This window comes from bacterium, from assembly GCA_040753555.1.
Taxonomy (GTDB): Bacteria; UBA9089; UBA9088; order UBA9088; family UBA9088; genus JBFLYE01.
Genome location: JBFMDZ010000005.1, coordinates 1 through 18,149, shown reverse-complemented (window position 1 = coordinate 18,149; position 18,149 = coordinate 1). Strand labels below are relative to the sequence as shown.

Sequence of the window (18,149 nt, the reverse complement as noted above, 5' to 3'; positions counted from 1 at the left end):
CCTTTACTTTTCATTATATTGCACAAAGCCTTCTTCACCCCAATTGAGGATATGAATAGGATTTATGTAAGGGATTATATTGACAGTCATTATTTCTCCTTTTTCACTCATTTGAACAAGAAGTTGGTTAGCCCTAGGGTCAATAACAGGCCTTGAGGGAACACCCTCTCCAAGATAAACAGAGGTGGTCCAAAGCGATTTTGTCTCAGATACCTTTATTTGTCCTTTCTTTTCCAAAACCTCTTTTTCAGGAGCCTCGCCAGTTCTATAATTTAATGCATGGATATAGCCAACACCACCTGCACTACAAGGCAGGATATTTGGAATAAAGGAGGTGAAAAATACCATTTCAGCATATATGAGTGGAGGCTCTGTAACCCTTTCTGCAACCTGGTATTCAGAGGTATTTGGACGATCAGGGGGTGGACATCCCTTAAAGTTAAGGTCAATATACCAGCCTAAACTCTCAGTTCCGTATGACCTTACTACCTTTGTTGTCCTTGTTGCTATGCCGCTAAATGTATAATTACCTGCCTCATCTTTTATACATTCTGGTGGCTTATTATATTGTGTAACAAATTCCAATTTATCTAATTGGATATTTTTGTTAATAGTAGGGCCTCCATATTTTATTCCTTTATCTATCAAGGCGTAAAATGTTTGGGTTTGGGTTGATGCAATATCCTCCTTCTCGCTATATTTACCTGTTCCAAAGAAAAGTATTGTTTTATAATCTGCCGTAAATGCAACAGATATGGGAGTGCTTATGGGTTGAGGGTCTCCACCAATATCTCTATCTTTTGCTTCAAAGATGATATAAGGCTTCCCATCATTATCTGTATGGCTTCCCACTGTCATTTTCCATACCCTTCCCTTTACATCGCCAAAATACACAACATCTGCCAAGCCATCAAATTTTTTGTCTGTAACACGATCATCTATACAGCAGGCTGATGTTAAAGGAATAGTTGCTTCTATCCCTATATTATCATCTTTTACCGAAATTTCATCATCTTCTATACTATTTCCATTCCAATCAAACATTTTTCCTGTTGCAATATCCAATGGAATAATATAGGGCTTTCCAGATGTAGAGTTTGTGCTTGTTGTTAAAAATGCTACCCAATTGGCACCATCATCTCTTCTTACTATCCCAATTTCAGGTGATGCCATTGCATCACCAAGTTTATCCCTATTTGAATACTCCCAAAGAATGGTTTTTGTTGAGGCATTTGGAAAATCTGCCATTATATTAGAATCTGTAATATTCAAAGCAAAGTAATAGCTTCCACCCTCCCTCTCTCCACCAACAAGCACTGTTCCCCATTCTTTGCTATCTGGTAAATCTTTATTAAAATTCATAAATATATCTGTCTTTATAAGCCCAAGGTCAACGCCAGAAAAGTGGCAATGCCTTGGCTCTGCCTTTTCTCTTAAATATGGAAGAAGGTTAGATGGAATATATGCCCATTTTTCCCATCCACCGCATAGCCATGGTTTTGCAGCATTTTGTTTGCCACAATTTGGTTCCTCGTATTGTGTACAAGTTCCTTTTAAACTCCAGTTAAGACAGTTGCTTGTTAACTTAAATGCATGAAGCATACCAAGGTTAGAGCCTACAAATGCCATTCTCTCTCTAGTTTTATAATTTTTGAAAAAGTCAATATAATCATCCCTTCCACAAGTATTTGTTCCATACCAGGCATTTGGAGCACCCAAAACAATTGGTGTAGAATAAACAATATCAAAAAGCCTCCACCCATTTGGCCTCTCATCAAGAATGTTTGGAAATATTTTAGGAAGAAAGCCCCAAGGATCCATATCACCATTTTCAGTTCTATATTCACCCCTAATCCAATAAATAAGGGCATCTGTTTGTGAACCTGTTAAAGTAGAAGTCCCTTCAAGCATAGCGTTTAGCCAAAAATCACCTTTCTTAAACTCTATCCGGCTATTTACGGATGTATTTAAGGTATAAATATTCCTATCCTTTCCAGAATCATCCAAGTTCCTCAAAGAACTATCATCATCAAGATCATCTGTCTCTGTTCCAAGCATTGCCCCTCCATCCCATACAGGCTTTGAGCCCATAGAGTATGGAAGCTTAAATGCCTCAAGATAACCCCTCCATCCCTTTGGATCAAACCTTGCCCTGACAACATAATCCTCACTCCTTGATTCAGATGTTGATATGGAAACAGCAACAGCCACAGAGGATGATGTTCTTCTGATAATATCCTCAATTATTTGAGAGAGGTATTCTTTTAGATTTGTTGGGTTTGTTGCAGAAAAATACCTCTTTTCAGACTCTTTTAGGTCAAAATAATTGTTTTTATTATACACACCATTTATATATTTATCAGCCTCTGCGGCATTTTGTAAGAATGGAGAATCATACTGGAAGCCAACAATATATGTATTGATGCGCTGTTGTTCATCGCCTGTTGGTCCAGCAATACTCGTTGAAGTTCCAGGCACAAGGTCTGTTTTACTTCCACCAAGGTATTTTACAACATCATCAAGGTAGTGGCTACAAAACTGCTTAGTACACCCTGCGGGTGTTGCTGTTTCTGACCCAAGCCTATTACATTCAACTCCATTTGAATTCCACGTTCCTGCCTTTGCAAGTTCTTGGAATTTAGGTGGTTCAGCTCCATCACCGTCAAAATCAAAGTCCGTTGAATCATTTGGAACTATATCACCAACACTATAACTACCCTTAAGTGGAGGAACCTCTGTATCATAAGTAGGAAATCCATCTGTAACAAGGAGAATTGAATTGTCCTGACACCAGGATTGTATTCCCATATTCTGACTTCCATATTCAGTAGGTCCATGTATCAATATACGTTTTATATTTTCACCATCTAGCTTACCAACACAAAACATAGTCTTACTTCCTATAAAATACATCCCTGCCTCATAAACACTTTCAGCAAGGGGTGTATATTTATCTGAGATAACCTCTGTTCTTAATGCTGTTTCTATATTGTCAATATGGCTTAAATCAACAGGGTCTTTAGTAGAAATAGAGCCACATTTTACCAATAATTCTCCACCCCTCTCTATATCATAAGAACCTTCTTTAATCTCTTTCCTGTTACATGTTCCAGAAACGAGTTCTTCTTGAACTACTGGATCATAGCTATACCTTCTAAAGGTCATCAACCCATAGCGAAATTTAACATCAAGATTAAAAAGCTTTTTCCAATCTGTCCTTATGAGGTCATTTATTACATACCTTGCTATATTCATTCTGGATGCAGGCTTTTTATACCAATATCTATACCAATTGCTCCAATCATCCTTATACTTATCAAACCAGTAGTATTCATTGCTATTCTTTTTCTTTGGCTCTTTTAAAAGTGGGACTCCATTTTCATCTGTTAGGTCTTCAAGAAAACTTGGAATCTCAGGGGTTTTTAAGGGATAATTAGGATGTTTAACCCTTTGTAAGGTTACCTTATAAAAATTAGCTCCACCAAGTGTTTTCCACAGGGTTACATTTGCTTTTGTAAGAAGCCAATTAAGATAATTACTATCGTATAAACCCTCCCAAAATTGAGGATTTTCATTGGTATAATCATTTTGGACAAAATAGGCTACTATGTAATTATTGGGGGTTCTTTCACCAAGGATATAGTATCCATTTTCTTTGCAGTGAAATTCACTTGTAAAAATCCCACTATAGGTTATATTTGGGTTATATATATACTCTTCCTTTTGTCCTTCTGAATATGTATACCCTGCCTCTGTACCTGGTTGCATAATAACATTCATACTGTCTGAGTTATCAAGAAGAATAAGGAGGTTTGGGTCTATCTCAAATGCAGAGAGAAAGATGGGATTTTTGCATTCTCCCTCCTTCGCCTCTCCTATCAAAGGAAGGAAAAGAAAGCCCAATAAAAGCAAAGCTATTTTCTTCATTCTACTTTTCTACTGGATATACCCTCTCTACAGTAAGATGAACAACCCTCCTTATATTCCCTTTAAACCCTTCTGCTCGAACATGGTAATAAAAACCCTGAAAAGATCCATGTGCTAGAAATTGTGGTCCTTGTTGATAGCCAGAGGGAGGTCTTTGGCCAATCCATGTTACTATTACATGGTATCCCTCTCTTGTGAACCAACCCTTTTCAAAATCAATTCTATATCCATCTGGTTCTGCAAATGCTCCATGTGAGCCAAATGCCTGGAACGCATAAAGAGCCTGATTTATCCCTGCCTCAGCATAATCAAAAGCCTCATTTCTATTTTTTAAGCTTACAGTAAGACCTGTCTCCCTTCTTGCTAAAAGGACAAGTATTATGCCCACAAAAAGGAGGATAAATATAATGGATATAGCAAGAACCAAAGCAACACCCTTTTTCTTCATTCTAAAGATTTTACCTTAGCTACATAATATGTATTTCTAAGCCTCACATTTGTATCTATCCTTGTGGTTAAGGTTCTACCTTCTCCCCTTATAGGATAATTAAATAAAATACCTACATCTATGCTTCTTATTGTATCAGTAACATCCGTAGTTGTTGCTGGCATATTTACAATATTTCCATTTGCATCCCTATATGTAAATGTTACATCATCTATATTATTAGCAACCGTATTCCAATTCACTGCTTCTTTACCAGTTCCCCTACGAAGGGTTCTTGTATTTGAAGCAAAATCATATGTAATATGCTCATTTTCTTGTACGGTTCCACTTTCATCAAAGTCTCCCTCAAAGATTGCTGTACTTGTTGATGAATTTATTCCTATCCTATCTACATCATATGCAAAGTTTGGAGAATTAACAGTATCTTCATCAAAGGGATTCCAATATCTGTATCCTGCATGCCTTAATTCAGAGGTCATAAGGTCAAGGGCTTCCCTGATATTGTATTCAGCCTCTACCCTTGCCCCTGTTCTTATATGAATCCTCTCTGTCATTAAGAAAATCTGATAGACAACACCGACCATCGCCACCATACAAACAAGGGAGATTAAAAGCTCAACCAAAGTTATACCCATCTTTTTCTTCATTTAATCAACAAAATTCTTGCTCTCCTCAAAGAATGCATTATCTGGTGCTATATATATTGTATTGGTTATTGTTGACCATTTATTATCCTCTATCCAGGCACAGGATACACTAAATGTTCCTCCAAATATATTATCTTCCCTTACATCCAAAGTGCCACTTCCTACACTTGGCCTTCCAGCGGCAGGACCAATTCCTGTCTCAGTTCCTGGGATTATAAAGAAATTAATTGGACCTACGCTTTTTGTAAGGATACCACCTATATACCAGGTTATATCTTCATCCTTTATATCAACAATCTCTCCCTCTGATCCTTTTCTTGTTGTTGCGGTTGCCCACTGGATGCTCTTTATCTCTTCTATTCTTTCCTCAAGGAGAAATACCGCTTCTTGCTTATGCTTTGAAAAGATTATTGCCCTTTGGGTAGTGATTATTGCCTTTAGAAGAAAGAGAGCACTTCCTAATACTATAACCATAGCCACAAGAATCTCAATAAGTGTAAATCCCGTCTTCATTTTCTTTCTTCTATCTTACCAAGCCTTGAAACTGTTACAAATCTTGATTTATTTCTAAATGTTAAGCTACCTATTACTTCATAAGAAACAAAGCCTGTTAAAGTAGCAAATGAAAGCGTAGCCGTAGCAATAGGAATATTGGTTAAAAGGTGAAATTTGCTCATATCACGCTTTCTTTCTGTATCAGAAAGCCAGATTGGGTTTTCAAGAATTGTTTCTCCTTCTGTAATTGTATATGTTCCTGTATATGCCAATGGTGGTGTTATGGTTCCAAAGATAACTGTTGTTCTTGTTCCACTTTTTGCCCTCTCTTGCGCCCATTGAAGGTCTTGGATAAAATCCTGCGTTGCTGTTTTAAGCCTTATCATAGCAAAATAAGAATTTATCTTTATTATAGTAATCCCTAATACAACACCAATGATTATTATTACAACAAGCATCTCAATCAATGTAAATCCCATTTTTTTTAAAAAGCATACCTTCATTTTTTTCTCTATTGTCTAATTTAAGTTTAATATATATTATATCATTTGTCAAAAAAATCTTATGAAAGGCATATTTATAACAGGAACAGATACAGGGTATGTGTTCAGCAATGACAAAGAGGCATTATATAAGGCATTTATTCCAATGGGAGAGGAAATTATTTTTTCGCTGGAGCAATGACCATAACTATCCTTTTTCCCTCAAAATATGGCCTTTTTTCAACAAAAGAAAAATCCTTTAGGCAATCAGCAAATTTTGTAATGGTATTCATTCCTATCTCTGAATGCACTATCTCCCTTCCCTTAAAATTAAGAACAACCTTTATCTTACAGCCATTTTCTAAAAATTTCTTTGACTGATTTGCCTTAAAGGTAAAATCATGCTCATCTGTAGATGGTCTTAATTTTACCTCTTTTACTTGAATTGCCTTTTGTTTTTTCTTTCCCTCTTTTGCCTTTTTATTCTGGGAATACATATATTTTCCATAATCCATAATTTTACATACGGATATGGAATTATCAAATGATACCTCAACAAGGTCAAGCCCGGCATTCCTTGCCTCCTGTAATGCCTCATACCTTGAAACCACCCCTTTTTGATTCCCATTTTGATCAATAAGCCTTATCTTTGGGGCTCTGATGGCCTCGTTTATAAAAAGCCTTTTCTCTTTCAACTATAACCCTTTCTTCATCTTTTCATAAAGAGCGATTCTATCAAGGACAACTATTTTCTTTCCCTCCCTCTTTATTAAGCCAGCCTTTATAAATCTTGAGATTGCCCGATTTGATGTTTCCCTTCTTATTCCACACATATCTGCTATATCCTGATGAATAAGTTTAATATCTATCAATACCCCATCCTTTCTTTTTACTCCATATTCCTCTATCATATTTAAAAGAAAAGAGGCTATCCTTTCGTCAGCAGAAATCAGGGTAAGGATTTTAACCTGATTGTCTGTTTTCCGTAGCTTTAATGAAAGGGTTTCTAATATTTTTATGGAAATACCAGGGTGCTCTTTAAGAAAGCTTAAGAATTTAAACCTTGCAATAAGCAAAACCTCGCAATCGTCTTTGGCGATTACCGTTGCTGACCTTGGTCTTCCGTCAAGCAAAGACATCTCACCAAATATATCCCTTGAATATAGAATAGAAAGAATCACTTCCCTTCCATCCTCATGTTCTATAATAACCTTTGCGCTTCCTTTTTTAACAATAAAGAGATAGGTTGCTAAATCATTCTTTGCAAAGAAAAGGCTATTTTTTTTGTATGTTCTAATATCAGCAATTTCGCTTAAACCCTGTAATTCCTTAGGAGATAAAGAAGAAAATATAGGAATAAGCCTTAAAAAATCACTTTTTTTCATAGACTTATCATTGCTTTAAAAACCCTTTTTGGGAATAGATGGGTTATATCTGGATGCTCCATAATAACAGCCATACCTTCCCTTACATTTCTATCCTCCTCTACCTTCATAACAATTGGCTTTTCTAACATTATCTTTGCCCTCTGGTTTATGTTAAGCCTTTGTATATCGTTTTTGTTCATTTTAAGAATAGGAAAAGGTGAAAGCTCCATCAAGGTCTTTGAATAATGGGATGTATATCCAGAATGAAAGTGATTATAAGAGATGATAATATCAAATCCTAAACCTTCGCTTTCCTTAATTGGTTCTTTTATAAAGAATTTCCCCTTTTCAAATTCCTTTCTTCCTTCCTCCTCCCTTATTCCTATCTCACAACCCATTTTTAGAGAAAGCAATTGTAAAATCTCCAGAGAAGACTTTACAGAAGGAAGGAAACAAACCCTTTCTGTTTTTTGTGTAATTCCAAAAAGAGAGGTATATGTTCCATCCTTTTCCAAAGATGATGAGCTTGGAAGGATAACATCTACTTCCATAATCTCATCCCTCATAAATAAATGGGATACTACAACAAATTCTTTTTCTTTAATAATATCATTGGAAACCATCTCTCCAATAAGAAATAAGCCTTTTATTTCTAAAGACCTCAAATCACAAGGAGAATTTTTTATTATTTCATAAGCACCCCTTGAATTTGTCCTGTCTCCGCAGATAATTATATTATTTGGCATTCCCAAAAGAAGCAAAAGATTACAACAAGATTTGATAATATCAGAAAAATTTGCAATAATTATAGGGCTTTTTGCTTTAGCAAAAGCAATAGTTGCTTCTTTTATTTTATCATCTGGCTCGTATTTTGAAAGGGTCTCTCTTAAATAATCAAAACCCTCTGTTTTCTGATGGATAAAATCCCAATTACAAATATTTTCATCAATAATTACCCTTGCCATTTTAAAGAGGGTCTCTTCCTCCTTTCCAGGGCTTGTAAGTATTTTATGGGTTGCTATCCTTGTTGTCTTTGTCTCTATTGGGCTTATAGAAATAAGGTTTGCCTCTTTGTTTTTTACAGCATAATTTATAAAGGTATTTAGCACAGGGTTGCTTTCTGAAACATCGCCAACAAGAAGGATGCAATCAGAATCTTTAATAGAAGAAGGGGATTGAGATGGAATATATCCTAAAGAGGATGAAAGGCTAGCAAAACCAGAAAAGCTCTCATCCAGACAAAAAATATTTTTGCTTTCTAAACAGCGATAGGTAAATTCTTTTGCCAAATAAAGCTCTTCATTTGTAAGTCTGGAAGAAACAACGCAAGCAATTTTTCCCTTTAAGCCTTGAAATTTCTCTGTAATTAAATTTAGCGCTTCATTCCAACTTGCTTCCTTAAGCCTTCCATCTTTTTTAATAAGGGGGCTGGTAATTCTTTTTTCTGAATAAACATAATCCCAGCCAAAATGCCCCTTTACACACATAGAGGTTTCATTTATACCATTTCCTCCCTCTACTGTTAGAATTTTTTCATCTTTGCTTCTTGTTATAAGCCTGCATCCAACATTGCAAAATGGACAAATTATCTCTTTGTTTTCAAGCTCCCATACCCTTGCTTTGTATTTAAAAAGCTTTGAAGAAAGTGCTCCCACAGGGCAGATATCAATGCACATACCACAAAAATCACAATCCAAGGGCCTTTCAAAATCTGTGGTTATCAAAGTCCTTTGTCCCCTGTTTGCAAATGAGATTTCCCCCTTATTTTCAAGCTCATCGCAGACCCTAACGCACTTTCCACACAAAATACACCTATTCATATCCCTCTCAATAAGGGGGCTTTCATAATCTTTTCTTAATTTTGTATCCTCTCTAAACCTCAAAAACCTATTAGAGGAAACCCCATATTCATAGACAAGGTTTTGAAGCTCGCATTCACCCGCCTTATCACAGACAGGGCAATCAAGGGGATGATTTACTAAAATAAGCTCAAGAATTGTTTTTCTTGCCTTTATTATCTCAGGTGAGGTTGTCCTTATTTTCATTCCATCAGCTACAGGTGTTGTGCAAGATGTTGTAAATCTTTCCCTTCCTCCTTCAAGCTCAACAATACAAATTCTACAGGCACCAAAGGACGAAAGCCTTTTATCATAACAAAGGGTTGGAATTTTTATATTAGCTTGCTTTGCCGCCTCAAGGATGGTTATATTGGGAGAGACCTCTATTTCTCTATTATCAATTGTGATTTTCACTTAAATTAGATAACCCTTTTTTATCATAACAAAATTTTAATAAAAAAAGTAAAGTAAGTCAATAAAATTAAATTCAATAAACAAATACCCCTATTTCCTTTATGTTATTTTCTTTGTTTTCTTCTTTTGTCTTGTCTTCTTGGTTCACAACAACCTTTATTGTTTGTGTGCCGATTTCTTCTGGAAGCCAGATTGTGTTTATTATTATTGTTTCTCCTGGATTTAAGGTTTTTATTATCTTTCCAAATCCAATTTTAGAAGAATTACAAAAGAAACCTACGCTAATAAAATCTGCCTTAACATCCCCTTCGTTCTTTATTGTTGCCTTTATGTTTGTCCATATCCCAAGATTTGGTTCTAAAACCTCTATTTTGGAAACAATAAGGTCAGCTAGATTAGACCTGGATTTAACCACTTCCTTCTCTTTTATAGCCTCAAAAAATCTCTTTTTTCCAAAAACCACTATTCTATGGTTTCCACAATCAGCAATGTAAAGGCCTCCATCATTATCAAGGGTTAATCCATAGGGATATAAAAATTTTGGATTATTTATTACATCAATAATTTTTCCATAGAAATCAAGCTTTAAAATGCAATTTTTCTCCCTCTCTGCTACATAGATATTGTCATCTTCGTCAATTGCAATCCCAGATGGAGATTGCAAATTTTCTATTGTCTTTATCAATATGCCAGATTGCGAAAACCTTTTTATTGTATTACCATCAGAGACAAGGATAAATCCAAAATTATCCCTTGTAATGCAAGATGGGTCTTTAAGACCTGTGCAAAGTGTTCCAAGCAAGGAGCCAAGAGAAGAAAACCTTAAGACATCAGAAGATGTAAGAATAAGGATTTCTTCCTTATCATCTACAAGCAAATCCCTTGGGGAGATAAGGTTTTCCAATCTCAACATCTCATTTCCTAGGTTGTCAAATTTTATAACCACATTTTCCCTTGAACTTACACAATAAATATTTTCATAAGAATCAACAAAGATTGCAATAGGAGAGGGAACATCCCAAACACGCTTTGGCTTAAGAAAGGAGTCAAGGCAAAGCACCCTATTATTTCCTGTGTCTGCAATGTACATATTCTCCTTACCCAAAGCAACATCATAGGGAAGGTTAAGCCTTTCTAAAGATTTTCCAGAAGCCCTCCATTCACTTTCAAAAATTCCACCTAAAGAAAATTTTAAAACCCTATTTTCTCCTCCTTCTGAAACAAAGATGGATGAGCTTGTAAAAACAATATCCATAGGATGTGACAAGCCTTTAATAAATGGAACAAATTCATTATTTACAAGCTTCATAATAGAAGAGCTACAAGCAACATATAGGCTTTTATCAAAAGAAAATGCTATTCCTCTTGGATTATCAATCCCCCTTATTGACTCAATAAACCCTCCATCCTGAGAAAACCTCATAATCCTATTATTCCCTGTGTCAGAAATATATAAATCCTCATCTATTGCTATTCCACAAGGCCATTTTAAACCCTCTTTCTTTCCAAATTCCATAATAAATCTTCCATTAGAAGAAAATTTTTGAATTACAGCATTTCCAGAATCAACAACATAGAGATAATCGTCTTTATCAATGGCTATAGAATTTGGATACTTAAACCTTCCTTTTCCCTCTCCCAAGCCACCGATATTCATCTTAAATGTGCCGTCAGGAGAAAATACAGAAATCCTGTTATTCCAGGTATCAGCTACATATATATCACCTTTGGAATTTACAGCTACATCCATTGGCCCATCAAGGTATCCATCATCTTCTCCCCTTTCTCCAAACTCAAGAGAAAGCCTTCCATCGCTTGCATACCTTTTTATCCTGCAGCTTCCAGAGGAAGCAACATATATCCTATCAGCTTTATCTATGGAAAGGCCAGAGGGAACCTGAAAATTCCAGTCAATATCTGGAAACATAAATATAGAAAAAAGCAAAGGGATTATCTTCTTCATAAAAATAGTATAAAAAATTGCTGCTTTTTTTGTCTATATCTGCTATTTTCTAAAAATATCATTATTTTGTTATTCTTCAAACCCTGGGGAGGGAGGGCTCTCCCCAAGGATTTTCTAAGGCTCAAAAGTCGCTCATCTCCTTTTTCGCCTAACAAAATCTCTTGTGTCGGCCCTTCGCTTCGCTTCGGGCTTCGAATCCTCCTTTTACCCATCTCCTTCTTTATCTGTAAATTCTGGGGAGGGAGGATTCGAACCTCCGCAGCAAGATCCAGAGTCTTGTGTCCTACCACTAGACGACTCCCCAATAGTACAGGCAAGGCAAAGGACATATACATCTCTGCAACCAGAGGATAAAAGGGTCTTGCTACATTCCTCTATTGTTGTCCCTGTTGTCATAACATCATCTATCAAAAGAATAGATTTGTCCCTTATCCTATCCTTATCCTTTAATGTAAAGCAATCTATTATATTTGCCCTCCTTTCATTATAAAGCAATCCAACCTGTGATGGGGTATCAATCTTTTTTATAAGCCCATTAAAAAGTGGGATATTTCTCTTTTTGCTTATTATCTCTGCCAAAAGCCCTGTTTGGTTAAAACCACGAGCCCTTTCTTTCTTCTTATGGAGTGGAACAGAGGCAATTACATCAACATTCCACCCTGCCTTATCCAATGCCTTACACATCAGATTGCCAAGCTCCTTTGAAAGGCCTTCCTTCTTTTCATACTTGAATATATGTATTGCCTCTTTTAGAACACCACTAAATACCCCACAAAACATAGCCCTTTTAAAATACCTCCTTTTTCTTCTACATTCAAGGCAGAAAATAGAAAAAGATGGTCTTCCACACCTTCTGCATAGCGGAGGCTTAATTTCTTCTACCTTTGAAAAGCAAACCTTGCAAATATATGTTTCATCATATTCAAGTGGTAATTTACAGAGCTTGCAATCAGAAGGCAAAAAGAAATCAAGAAGCAAAGACAAGGGCTTCATCTTGGCTTTGCCAATATTTCAATTACCCTCATTTCAAAGAATTTATTGGACGAGGCAGGCTTGATTACACAGACACAATCAGCACCGTGTCCTGTTCCTGCAACAGCTATTACCTCTTTTGTTCCAATAAGCCCACTATCCGCTGCCATAGCGGTTATCTCACAGCATACCTTTGCACCCTGTCCGAATATCCTTAAAGCATCTGCAACAATCTGCTCTTGTGTATATCCCCCCTTATCCCTTATTGCTGCTCCTAATCCCCTTAAAACCATTGTTCCAGTAAGAATTTTTGCTCCAAATCCAATTATCTCCAGCCTTTTTTCATTACTTAACTCATAGGCTCCCTCTTCCTTAAATCCAACATTATGGGTTACGATAATAAGGTTTATCCCGCTTCCTTGAAGCATCCTTACAGCAATTAAGCCTGTTTTTCCTGTGGTTGAGGCAACAATAATATCATTTATCCCTCTGGCAATTGCTCCATCCCTTGCTATTCCTAGGCAAAGCTCTGTATTATCAGAATTTTTGTCAAGAAGATACATTTTTTATAAGCTCCATAAACTCCATCCTTGTGCTTTTATTTTTTCTAAATAAACCAAGTATAGATAGAGGTTGTGCTTCAAAATTATATGGATGAAAGATAAGACTCTACAAATTTATTATTAAGCTCCTTCACAATATCTTCTTGAATCTTCTCAGAAGAACTGCCTTCAACAAAGATATTTTTAATGATGGGTGCAAGCAAACGCTCAATATAATAGTAATAAGGGATATCAGATGTTCTAAATGTTGTAATTTTTCTCTTTCCATCATCAGGAAAAAGTATAGAGTTTATAACACTGTAATCAAGACGCAAAGAAGTTTTCAATAAGTCTGAGCCATAAACCTCCTTTTTAACAATAGGAAGACCTCGCCTTTGTTCGCATTGTCCAATGTCCACATAAAACTCTAATAATTCATTGATAAACATCCATCCTGTTTCTGGAGCAAGGGCACCCTTTATTATCCCCAAAAAATACAAATCAAGACAAGAAAAGCTTCCTATTTCACTTTTAATTTCTGGCAAGGGGGCAATTGAGAAATCAAGTTTTTTTCCTTTTTTCTCTAATTCTCTCTTATCTTTCTCAAACAACTCCATCTTTCCATACCACCTTCTTGAAAGGATAGAGTAATGATAATTACCCCCGATATTTGGATTTGGCACTGCCCTTCCATCACCAACCAAATCCTTCATAAACTCTAAAGTCTCTGCAAATTTTGGACTTTGGATATTTTCAATAAGGACATTCCGACATTCATCTAAATCTGTGCAATAGACAGTTTCAAAAGGCCCCATTTTTCCTCCATGTGCCAATAATAGTTCCAAAAAGAAGGTCATAAATTGTCTTGTATCAGCTACTGTATTGGGTATTATAAGGAGATAATAAATTCCTCCCTGTCTAAATTCATCCTTCCTTCCAAGAAACTTCTCCTTTAATGCTTTTACTTCATCCCAATTTTTTGGGTATTGTACCACCTTTCCTTTATCTTCCATTTCCTTCTTTGCATTTTCTATGGTTATCCCTTCTGTTAAAGCCAATAAAAATACCTTTTGATAAACCAAAACACCTACATCTGCATAGTAAGGAACCATACAAGATTCTTTGTAATCTTTATCCTTCCGAAGAAGAGTGCTTTCAAACCTTTCTCTATATTTATTATAAATATCCTCTGGCAAAGGAGTTAAGGTCCCATTTTTCCTGAGCATATCCATTACATACTTCCTTGCAGAAATAACTTTGGTATTAGAATGGCCAGCCCCATAATAACCCTTAAAACTCCAGTGGGTTGGTGATGGGTTAGTCTTAAGGACTTTTGTAAATGTTTCCTTAGGATATCTACCCTTAAATTCCTCAAACACACCCTCTTCTACCTCATGGTGGGATTTGCTTTGATAGAAAAACTTAAAGAATAATTTAGCCTCACTAATACTTTCAGGTTGTCCACTAAGCAATCCTATCTTAGCCCACCCTTTCTCTTCCAGATACAGCCCTTTATTAGGGGTTATATACATATTCTGTAGGGCTACATTCTGCTCCTTTCCAAGGGATTTTAAGACCACCAATCCACGGGATATAGCATTATTAAAATCATAGTGCCTTAAGGCAATTATTGTATCAACCTCTTCAGAGTTATATGTTTCAAGAGAAGCAAGGGATGGGAAATATGAGGACATTTCCCAGATTAGGATTGATGTAACATTAAGATTTTTAAGCACCCTAATTAAAGATGAGATATAACTTGCATATTCTCCAATGTTCGTAAATCTATTTTTTAGAGAGGATACGCTATCAATCAAGACCCTACTTATATTATGGGTCTTTACTATAGAAATGATTTTACTACTAAATTCATCCAATAGGAAGTCACTATCAGAAGGATTGAAATAGACAAATAAATAATTTTCATCTTCACCTTGTATAAATTCTTTTAGACCTTCATCTTTAAAGCTATCATATATTTGTTTGATTTCTTCAAGGGTATATTCAAGGGATATGCAAAGGCTTTTGCCACCACTCTTTTGTTTAAGAAATTGCATTCCAAAGGTGGTCTTTCCTGAGCCAGGTTCTCCCATTAAAAGAATTATTTCACCTGGCAAGAACCCTTCTCCTACTAGTCTATCAAACCCACAAATACCCGATGGTATTTTAGATGCTTTCTTTATCTTTCTGGACTCTGGGAAATAGCACCTTATGGAAGGAAATATGGAAACTCCGTAGTTTTCAGGAAATCTTTCTACTGATTGGAGCCTAAGGCTATGCTTTCCTAGATAATAATCCTTCCATCTAAGCTTGGATATTTCAAGATAGCGCTCCCTTCCCTCAACTGAAAGATGAATTATCCCATCCACAATATATTCAAAAAATCTATCCTCTGTCTCCCTTGGCTCCTCTGATACAATAATAGTGAAAGCCCCCCTTTTTTTTAACTCATCAAGAATCTCCTCTATTTTTCCATGGAATGTCATCTGCTCCTTAAGTGGTCTATATTTTACAGCACTAATCCCATCTATCATTAAATACCTTATAGCTTCTTTCCCAAGCATAAAGTCCAAATCGGCAAATCTTCTATGGTCTCCCTCAGTCACCACAAGCCTATCCTTTATTTCTCTATCTTCTAATCTCTTATGCATCTCAAAGAAACCAAATATTCTACATATCTCAAAAATCTGATATCCTTTCTCAAGCATAGTAAGAACCTCTGCTTTTTTATTATTCTTTTTAGAAAGCTCATCAAGCAATGCAAGCCCAAAGGTAGTTTTTCCTGTTCCTGGCAGTCCCTTGACAAGGATATTATAGCCTTGGTTAGGGTCAATACCGTATTCTAAAGGCTTGTTTTTTAAAATAATATCTAACCCTTCTAGGCCAAGGATTTTATCCTTTAGATTAATCTCTCTCATTGTTTTAGAGAAAATTCCTGCTTAGGTCCATCAAATAGAGCAACCCATTGATTCAATATATCCCTTCCAATAAGACCTATGTCCTCTCTGGTTTCTGTGCAAAAGCCACAAAAAAGTTCAAAATTTCCTAAGAATATCCTAACTATATATACACCTCGTTCTTTTTCCTCTCCTTTATAGTCTGTGCAACGAACAGTTGTTGCTGGGTTAAGCTCCAATGCCACAATAATTCTATTTGGAATAACTGTCATATCTGCACCTGTATCCAACAAGCATATCCCCCTTTCCTTCTTTTTCTGAAGTGGATCACAAACCTCTATCTCTAAAATTGGGGCAAGTGGAGAATCTGGATATAAGGGAATAGGAAGATAATTATATTTCACTACAATCTTATCCTGGGTGATGGAATTCTGATAACCCTTTCTTTCTCACCAACTTTTGTAAGATACATTGGAATATAACCACGCTCTTTATAAATCTTAATAGCCAATTCTATTTCATTATCGCCAATGCCAGCTATTTTACCATTTATAATTGCCACACACTTTCCAAAACATTCTTTAATAAGATTCTTCTCCATTGCTAAAAATGCCTCTTTTTCCCTTAAGACAGCCTTTGTTTCGGGAGGAACATCATCATCTATAACTATAATATTAACAAGAACCCCCACCCATAATATAATACGAAATGTAATTCCTTCTTTTCCTATTTCTATTTCAAGTGAGCAATCTATTCTTTGTGGTTCTTCTAAACGATTTTTTATATCCTCTTCAAAAAGATTGGCTAGTTGGTCTTTATTGTTTAAAATATACTTCCTTATCTCTCTTAATTTAAACCCTTTTTCTAATGACTTAAGCCTTTCTTCTAATATTTCAGATGATATTTTTGTTTGAGATGTAACATACCCTTTTTCTATATCTTCCACTATTGTCCGCAAATTACTGCCGTAACAATCCTCACTCACTATAAAATCATAAATCTTATCTATTATTGCTTCCACTTTATCACTTTAAATAATAACAACAAAAACAAAATCTTGTCAATAGAGTTTTTCACTTTGGCTTTGCCAATATTTCAATTACCCTCATTTCAAAGAATTTAAAGGTTTATCCCGCTTCCTTGAAGCATCCTTACAGCAATTAAGCCTGTTTTTCCTGTGGTTGAGGCAACAATAATATCATTTATCCCTCTGGCAATTGCTCCATCCCTTGCTATTCCTAGGCAAAGCTCTGTATTATCAGAATTTTTATCAAGAAGATACATTTTTTATAAGCTCCATAAACTCCATCCTTGTGCTTTTATTTTTTCTAAATAAGCCAAGCATAGAGGATGTAATAATGCGAGGATTCTGCTTTTCAACACCCCTCATTGTCATACAGAGGTGTAAAGCCTCTATTACAACGGCAACACCCTTTGGTTGCAAAACATCGTTAATTGTATTTGCTATCTGTGTAGTAAGACGCTCTTGAACCTGAAGCCTCCTTGCATAAATATCAACAACCCTTGCAATTTTGGATAATCCTACTATCTTTTTATCTGGAATATAAGCAACATTACACCTTCCAAAGAATGGCAGAAGATGATGCTCACAAAGGCTAAAGAGCTCTATGTCCTTAACTATTACCATCTCATCATATTCCTCAATAAATATTGCCTTTTTTAATACATCAACAGGGTCTTCCAAATAGCCAGATGTCAAATATTTAAGGGAAGAAGAAACCCTTTTTGGTGTATCAACCAACCCTTCCCTCTTTGGGTCTTCTCCAAGTGCCTCAATGAGCTTTGTTATTAAATCTTCCATTTCCTAAATTATAAATAATTGCAAAAATTTATGCAATTAAAACTAAAATTTAGAATTTTGTTAAGTTAAGTATGGATGAAGCTCAACTGTAATCTTAACTAGTGGTCTGTAACATTTAACTTTATAAGTAATTTAGCCGATATTTTATATATACAACAATGAAGTTGTAAAAAGGAGGTCGGTGAATATGAATAAGAAGTATAAAGTGCTAGTAATTCTCGATAAAAACTTAAACACATTAAAAATCATCATTTTTTTCTTTTATCTTCTCTATCCTTCTATATTTATAGTGATTTTTGCCTTTCCCTTTGGTTTTTTCTTCTTTGTTTTTTGTA

The 18,149-nt window shown here is 35.6% G+C and carries 15 protein-coding genes, 1 tRNA gene and 1 pseudogene; all 17 read right to left on the bottom strand.

From position 1 onward, the window contains the following. Positions 1 to 3: 3 nt before the first annotated feature. Positions 4 to 3,927 (bottom strand): PilC/PilY family type IV pilus protein, encoded by a 3,924-nt coding sequence (locus tag AB1630_01030; protein MEW6102394.1) that lies wholly within the window; start codon positions 3,925 to 3,927, stop codon positions 4 to 6. Between the two features lies 1 nt (position 3,928). Beyond that, a complete protein-coding gene (locus AB1630_01025) occupies positions 3,929 to 4,375 on the bottom strand; it encodes a pilus assembly PilX N-terminal domain-containing protein (GenBank protein MEW6102393.1) in 447 nt (148 codons plus the stop codon). Continuing rightward, the gene (locus AB1630_01020; GenBank protein ID MEW6102392.1) at positions 4,372 to 5,022 is read right to left on the bottom strand and encodes a hypothetical protein; all 651 of its coding nucleotides are present in this window, start codon (positions 5,020 to 5,022) and stop codon (positions 4,372 to 4,374) included. The genes AB1630_01025 and AB1630_01020 overlap by 4 nt, the downstream gene beginning before the upstream one ends. Further along, positions 5,023 to 5,535, bottom strand: coding sequence for a type II secretion system protein (locus AB1630_01015; GenBank protein MEW6102391.1), 513 nt, complete (start codon positions 5,533 to 5,535; stop codon positions 5,023 to 5,025). It abuts the gene before it with no gap. Then, the gene (locus AB1630_01010; GenBank protein MEW6102390.1) at positions 5,532 to 6,020 is read right to left on the bottom strand and encodes a prepilin-type N-terminal cleavage/methylation domain-containing protein; all 489 of its coding nucleotides are present in this window, start codon (positions 6,018 to 6,020) and stop codon (positions 5,532 to 5,534) included. Before AB1630_01010 ends, AB1630_01015 begins: the two co-directional genes overlap by 4 nt. Positions 6,021 to 6,178: 158 nt before the next feature. Beyond that, entirely contained in the window at positions 6,179 to 6,694 is a 516-nt protein-coding gene (infC, locus tag AB1630_01005; protein MEW6102389.1) for a translation initiation factor IF-3, read from the bottom strand. Then, a complete protein-coding gene (locus AB1630_01000) occupies positions 6,695 to 7,384 on the bottom strand; it encodes a Crp/Fnr family transcriptional regulator (GenBank protein MEW6102388.1) in 690 nt (229 codons plus the stop codon). Beyond that, positions 7,381 to 9,618, bottom strand: coding sequence for a molybdopterin-dependent oxidoreductase (locus AB1630_00995; protein ID MEW6102387.1), 2,238 nt, complete (start codon positions 9,616 to 9,618; stop codon positions 7,381 to 7,383). The genes AB1630_01000 and AB1630_00995 overlap by 4 nt, the downstream gene beginning before the upstream one ends. A 73-nt stretch (positions 9,619 to 9,691) precedes the next feature. Continuing rightward, positions 9,692 to 11,581 (bottom strand): CARDB domain-containing protein, encoded by a 1,890-nt coding sequence (locus AB1630_00990; GenBank protein ID MEW6102386.1) that lies wholly within the window; start codon positions 11,579 to 11,581, stop codon positions 9,692 to 9,694. A 233-nt stretch (positions 11,582 to 11,814) separates the two neighbouring features. Further along, positions 11,815 to 11,885 (bottom strand) — tRNA-Gln (locus tag AB1630_00985). A 542-nt stretch (positions 11,886 to 12,427) separates the two neighbouring features. Next, positions 12,428 to 12,574 (bottom strand): annotated as a pseudogene (locus AB1630_00980) (double zinc ribbon domain-containing protein). After that, positions 12,571 to 13,116 (bottom strand): hypothetical protein, encoded by a 546-nt coding sequence (locus tag AB1630_00975; protein ID MEW6102385.1) that lies wholly within the window; start codon positions 13,114 to 13,116, stop codon positions 12,571 to 12,573. The pseudogene AB1630_00980 and the gene AB1630_00975 overlap by 4 nt, the downstream one beginning before the upstream one ends. 83 nt (positions 13,117 to 13,199) lie before the next feature. Then, positions 13,200 to 16,013, bottom strand: coding sequence for an ATPase domain-containing protein (locus AB1630_00970; protein MEW6102384.1), 2,814 nt, complete (start codon positions 16,011 to 16,013; stop codon positions 13,200 to 13,202). After that, positions 16,010 to 16,396 (bottom strand): retroviral-like aspartic protease family protein, encoded by a 387-nt coding sequence (locus AB1630_00965; GenBank protein ID MEW6102383.1) that lies wholly within the window; start codon positions 16,394 to 16,396, stop codon positions 16,010 to 16,012. The genes AB1630_00970 and AB1630_00965 overlap by 4 nt, the downstream gene beginning before the upstream one ends. Further along, on the bottom strand, positions 16,396 to 17,013 hold the full coding sequence (locus AB1630_00960; protein MEW6102382.1) for a hypothetical protein: 618 nt from the start codon (positions 17,011 to 17,013) through the stop codon (positions 16,396 to 16,398). The genes AB1630_00965 and AB1630_00960 overlap by 1 nt, the downstream gene beginning before the upstream one ends. A gap of 98 nt (positions 17,014 to 17,111) precedes the next feature. Continuing rightward, on the bottom strand, positions 17,112 to 17,276 hold the full coding sequence (locus AB1630_00955) for a hypothetical protein (protein ID MEW6102381.1): 165 nt from the start codon (positions 17,274 to 17,276) through the stop codon (positions 17,112 to 17,114). Then, complete coding sequence (gene folE, locus AB1630_00950) at positions 17,263 to 17,814, bottom strand: GTP cyclohydrolase I FolE (protein ID MEW6102380.1); 552 nt, start codon at positions 17,812 to 17,814, stop codon at positions 17,263 to 17,265. Before folE ends, AB1630_00955 begins: the two co-directional genes overlap by 14 nt. Between the last annotated feature and the right edge of the window lie 335 nt (positions 17,815 to 18,149).

Coding starts and splice junctions, on each gene's coding strand:
- AB1630_01030 (MEW6102394.1), bottom strand. CDS start 3,927: ATGAAGAAAATAGCTTTGCTTTTATTGGGCTTTCTTTTCCTTCCTTTG.
- AB1630_01025 (MEW6102393.1), bottom strand. CDS start 4,375: ATGAAGAAAAAGGGTGTTGCTTTGGTTCTTGCTATATCCATTATATTT.
- AB1630_01020 (MEW6102392.1), bottom strand. CDS start 5,022: ATGAAGAAAAAGATGGGTATAACTTTGGTTGAGCTTTTAATCTCCCTT.
- AB1630_01015 (MEW6102391.1), bottom strand. CDS start 5,535: ATGAAGACGGGATTTACACTTATTGAGATTCTTGTGGCTATGGTTATA.
- AB1630_01010 (MEW6102390.1), bottom strand. CDS start 6,020: ATGAAGGTATGCTTTTTAAAAAAAATGGGATTTACATTGATTGAGATG.
- AB1630_01000 (MEW6102388.1), bottom strand. CDS start 7,384: ATGAAAAAAAGTGATTTTTTAAGGCTTATTCCTATATTTTCTTCTTTA.
- AB1630_00990 (MEW6102386.1), bottom strand. CDS start 11,581: ATGAAGAAGATAATCCCTTTGCTTTTTTCTATATTTATGTTTCCAGAT.
- AB1630_00975 (MEW6102385.1), bottom strand. CDS start 13,116: ATGTATCTTCTTGACAAAAATTCTGATAATACAGAGCTTTGCCTAGGA.
- AB1630_00970 (MEW6102384.1), bottom strand. CDS start 16,013: ATGAGAGAGATTAATCTAAAGGATAAAATCCTTGGCCTAGAAGGGTTA.
- AB1630_00955 (MEW6102381.1), bottom strand. CDS start 17,276: ATGTATCTTCTTGATAAAAATTCTGATAATACAGAGCTTTGCCTAGGA.
- folE (MEW6102380.1), bottom strand. CDS start 17,814: ATGGAAGATTTAATAACAAAGCTCATTGAGGCACTTGGAGAAGACCCA.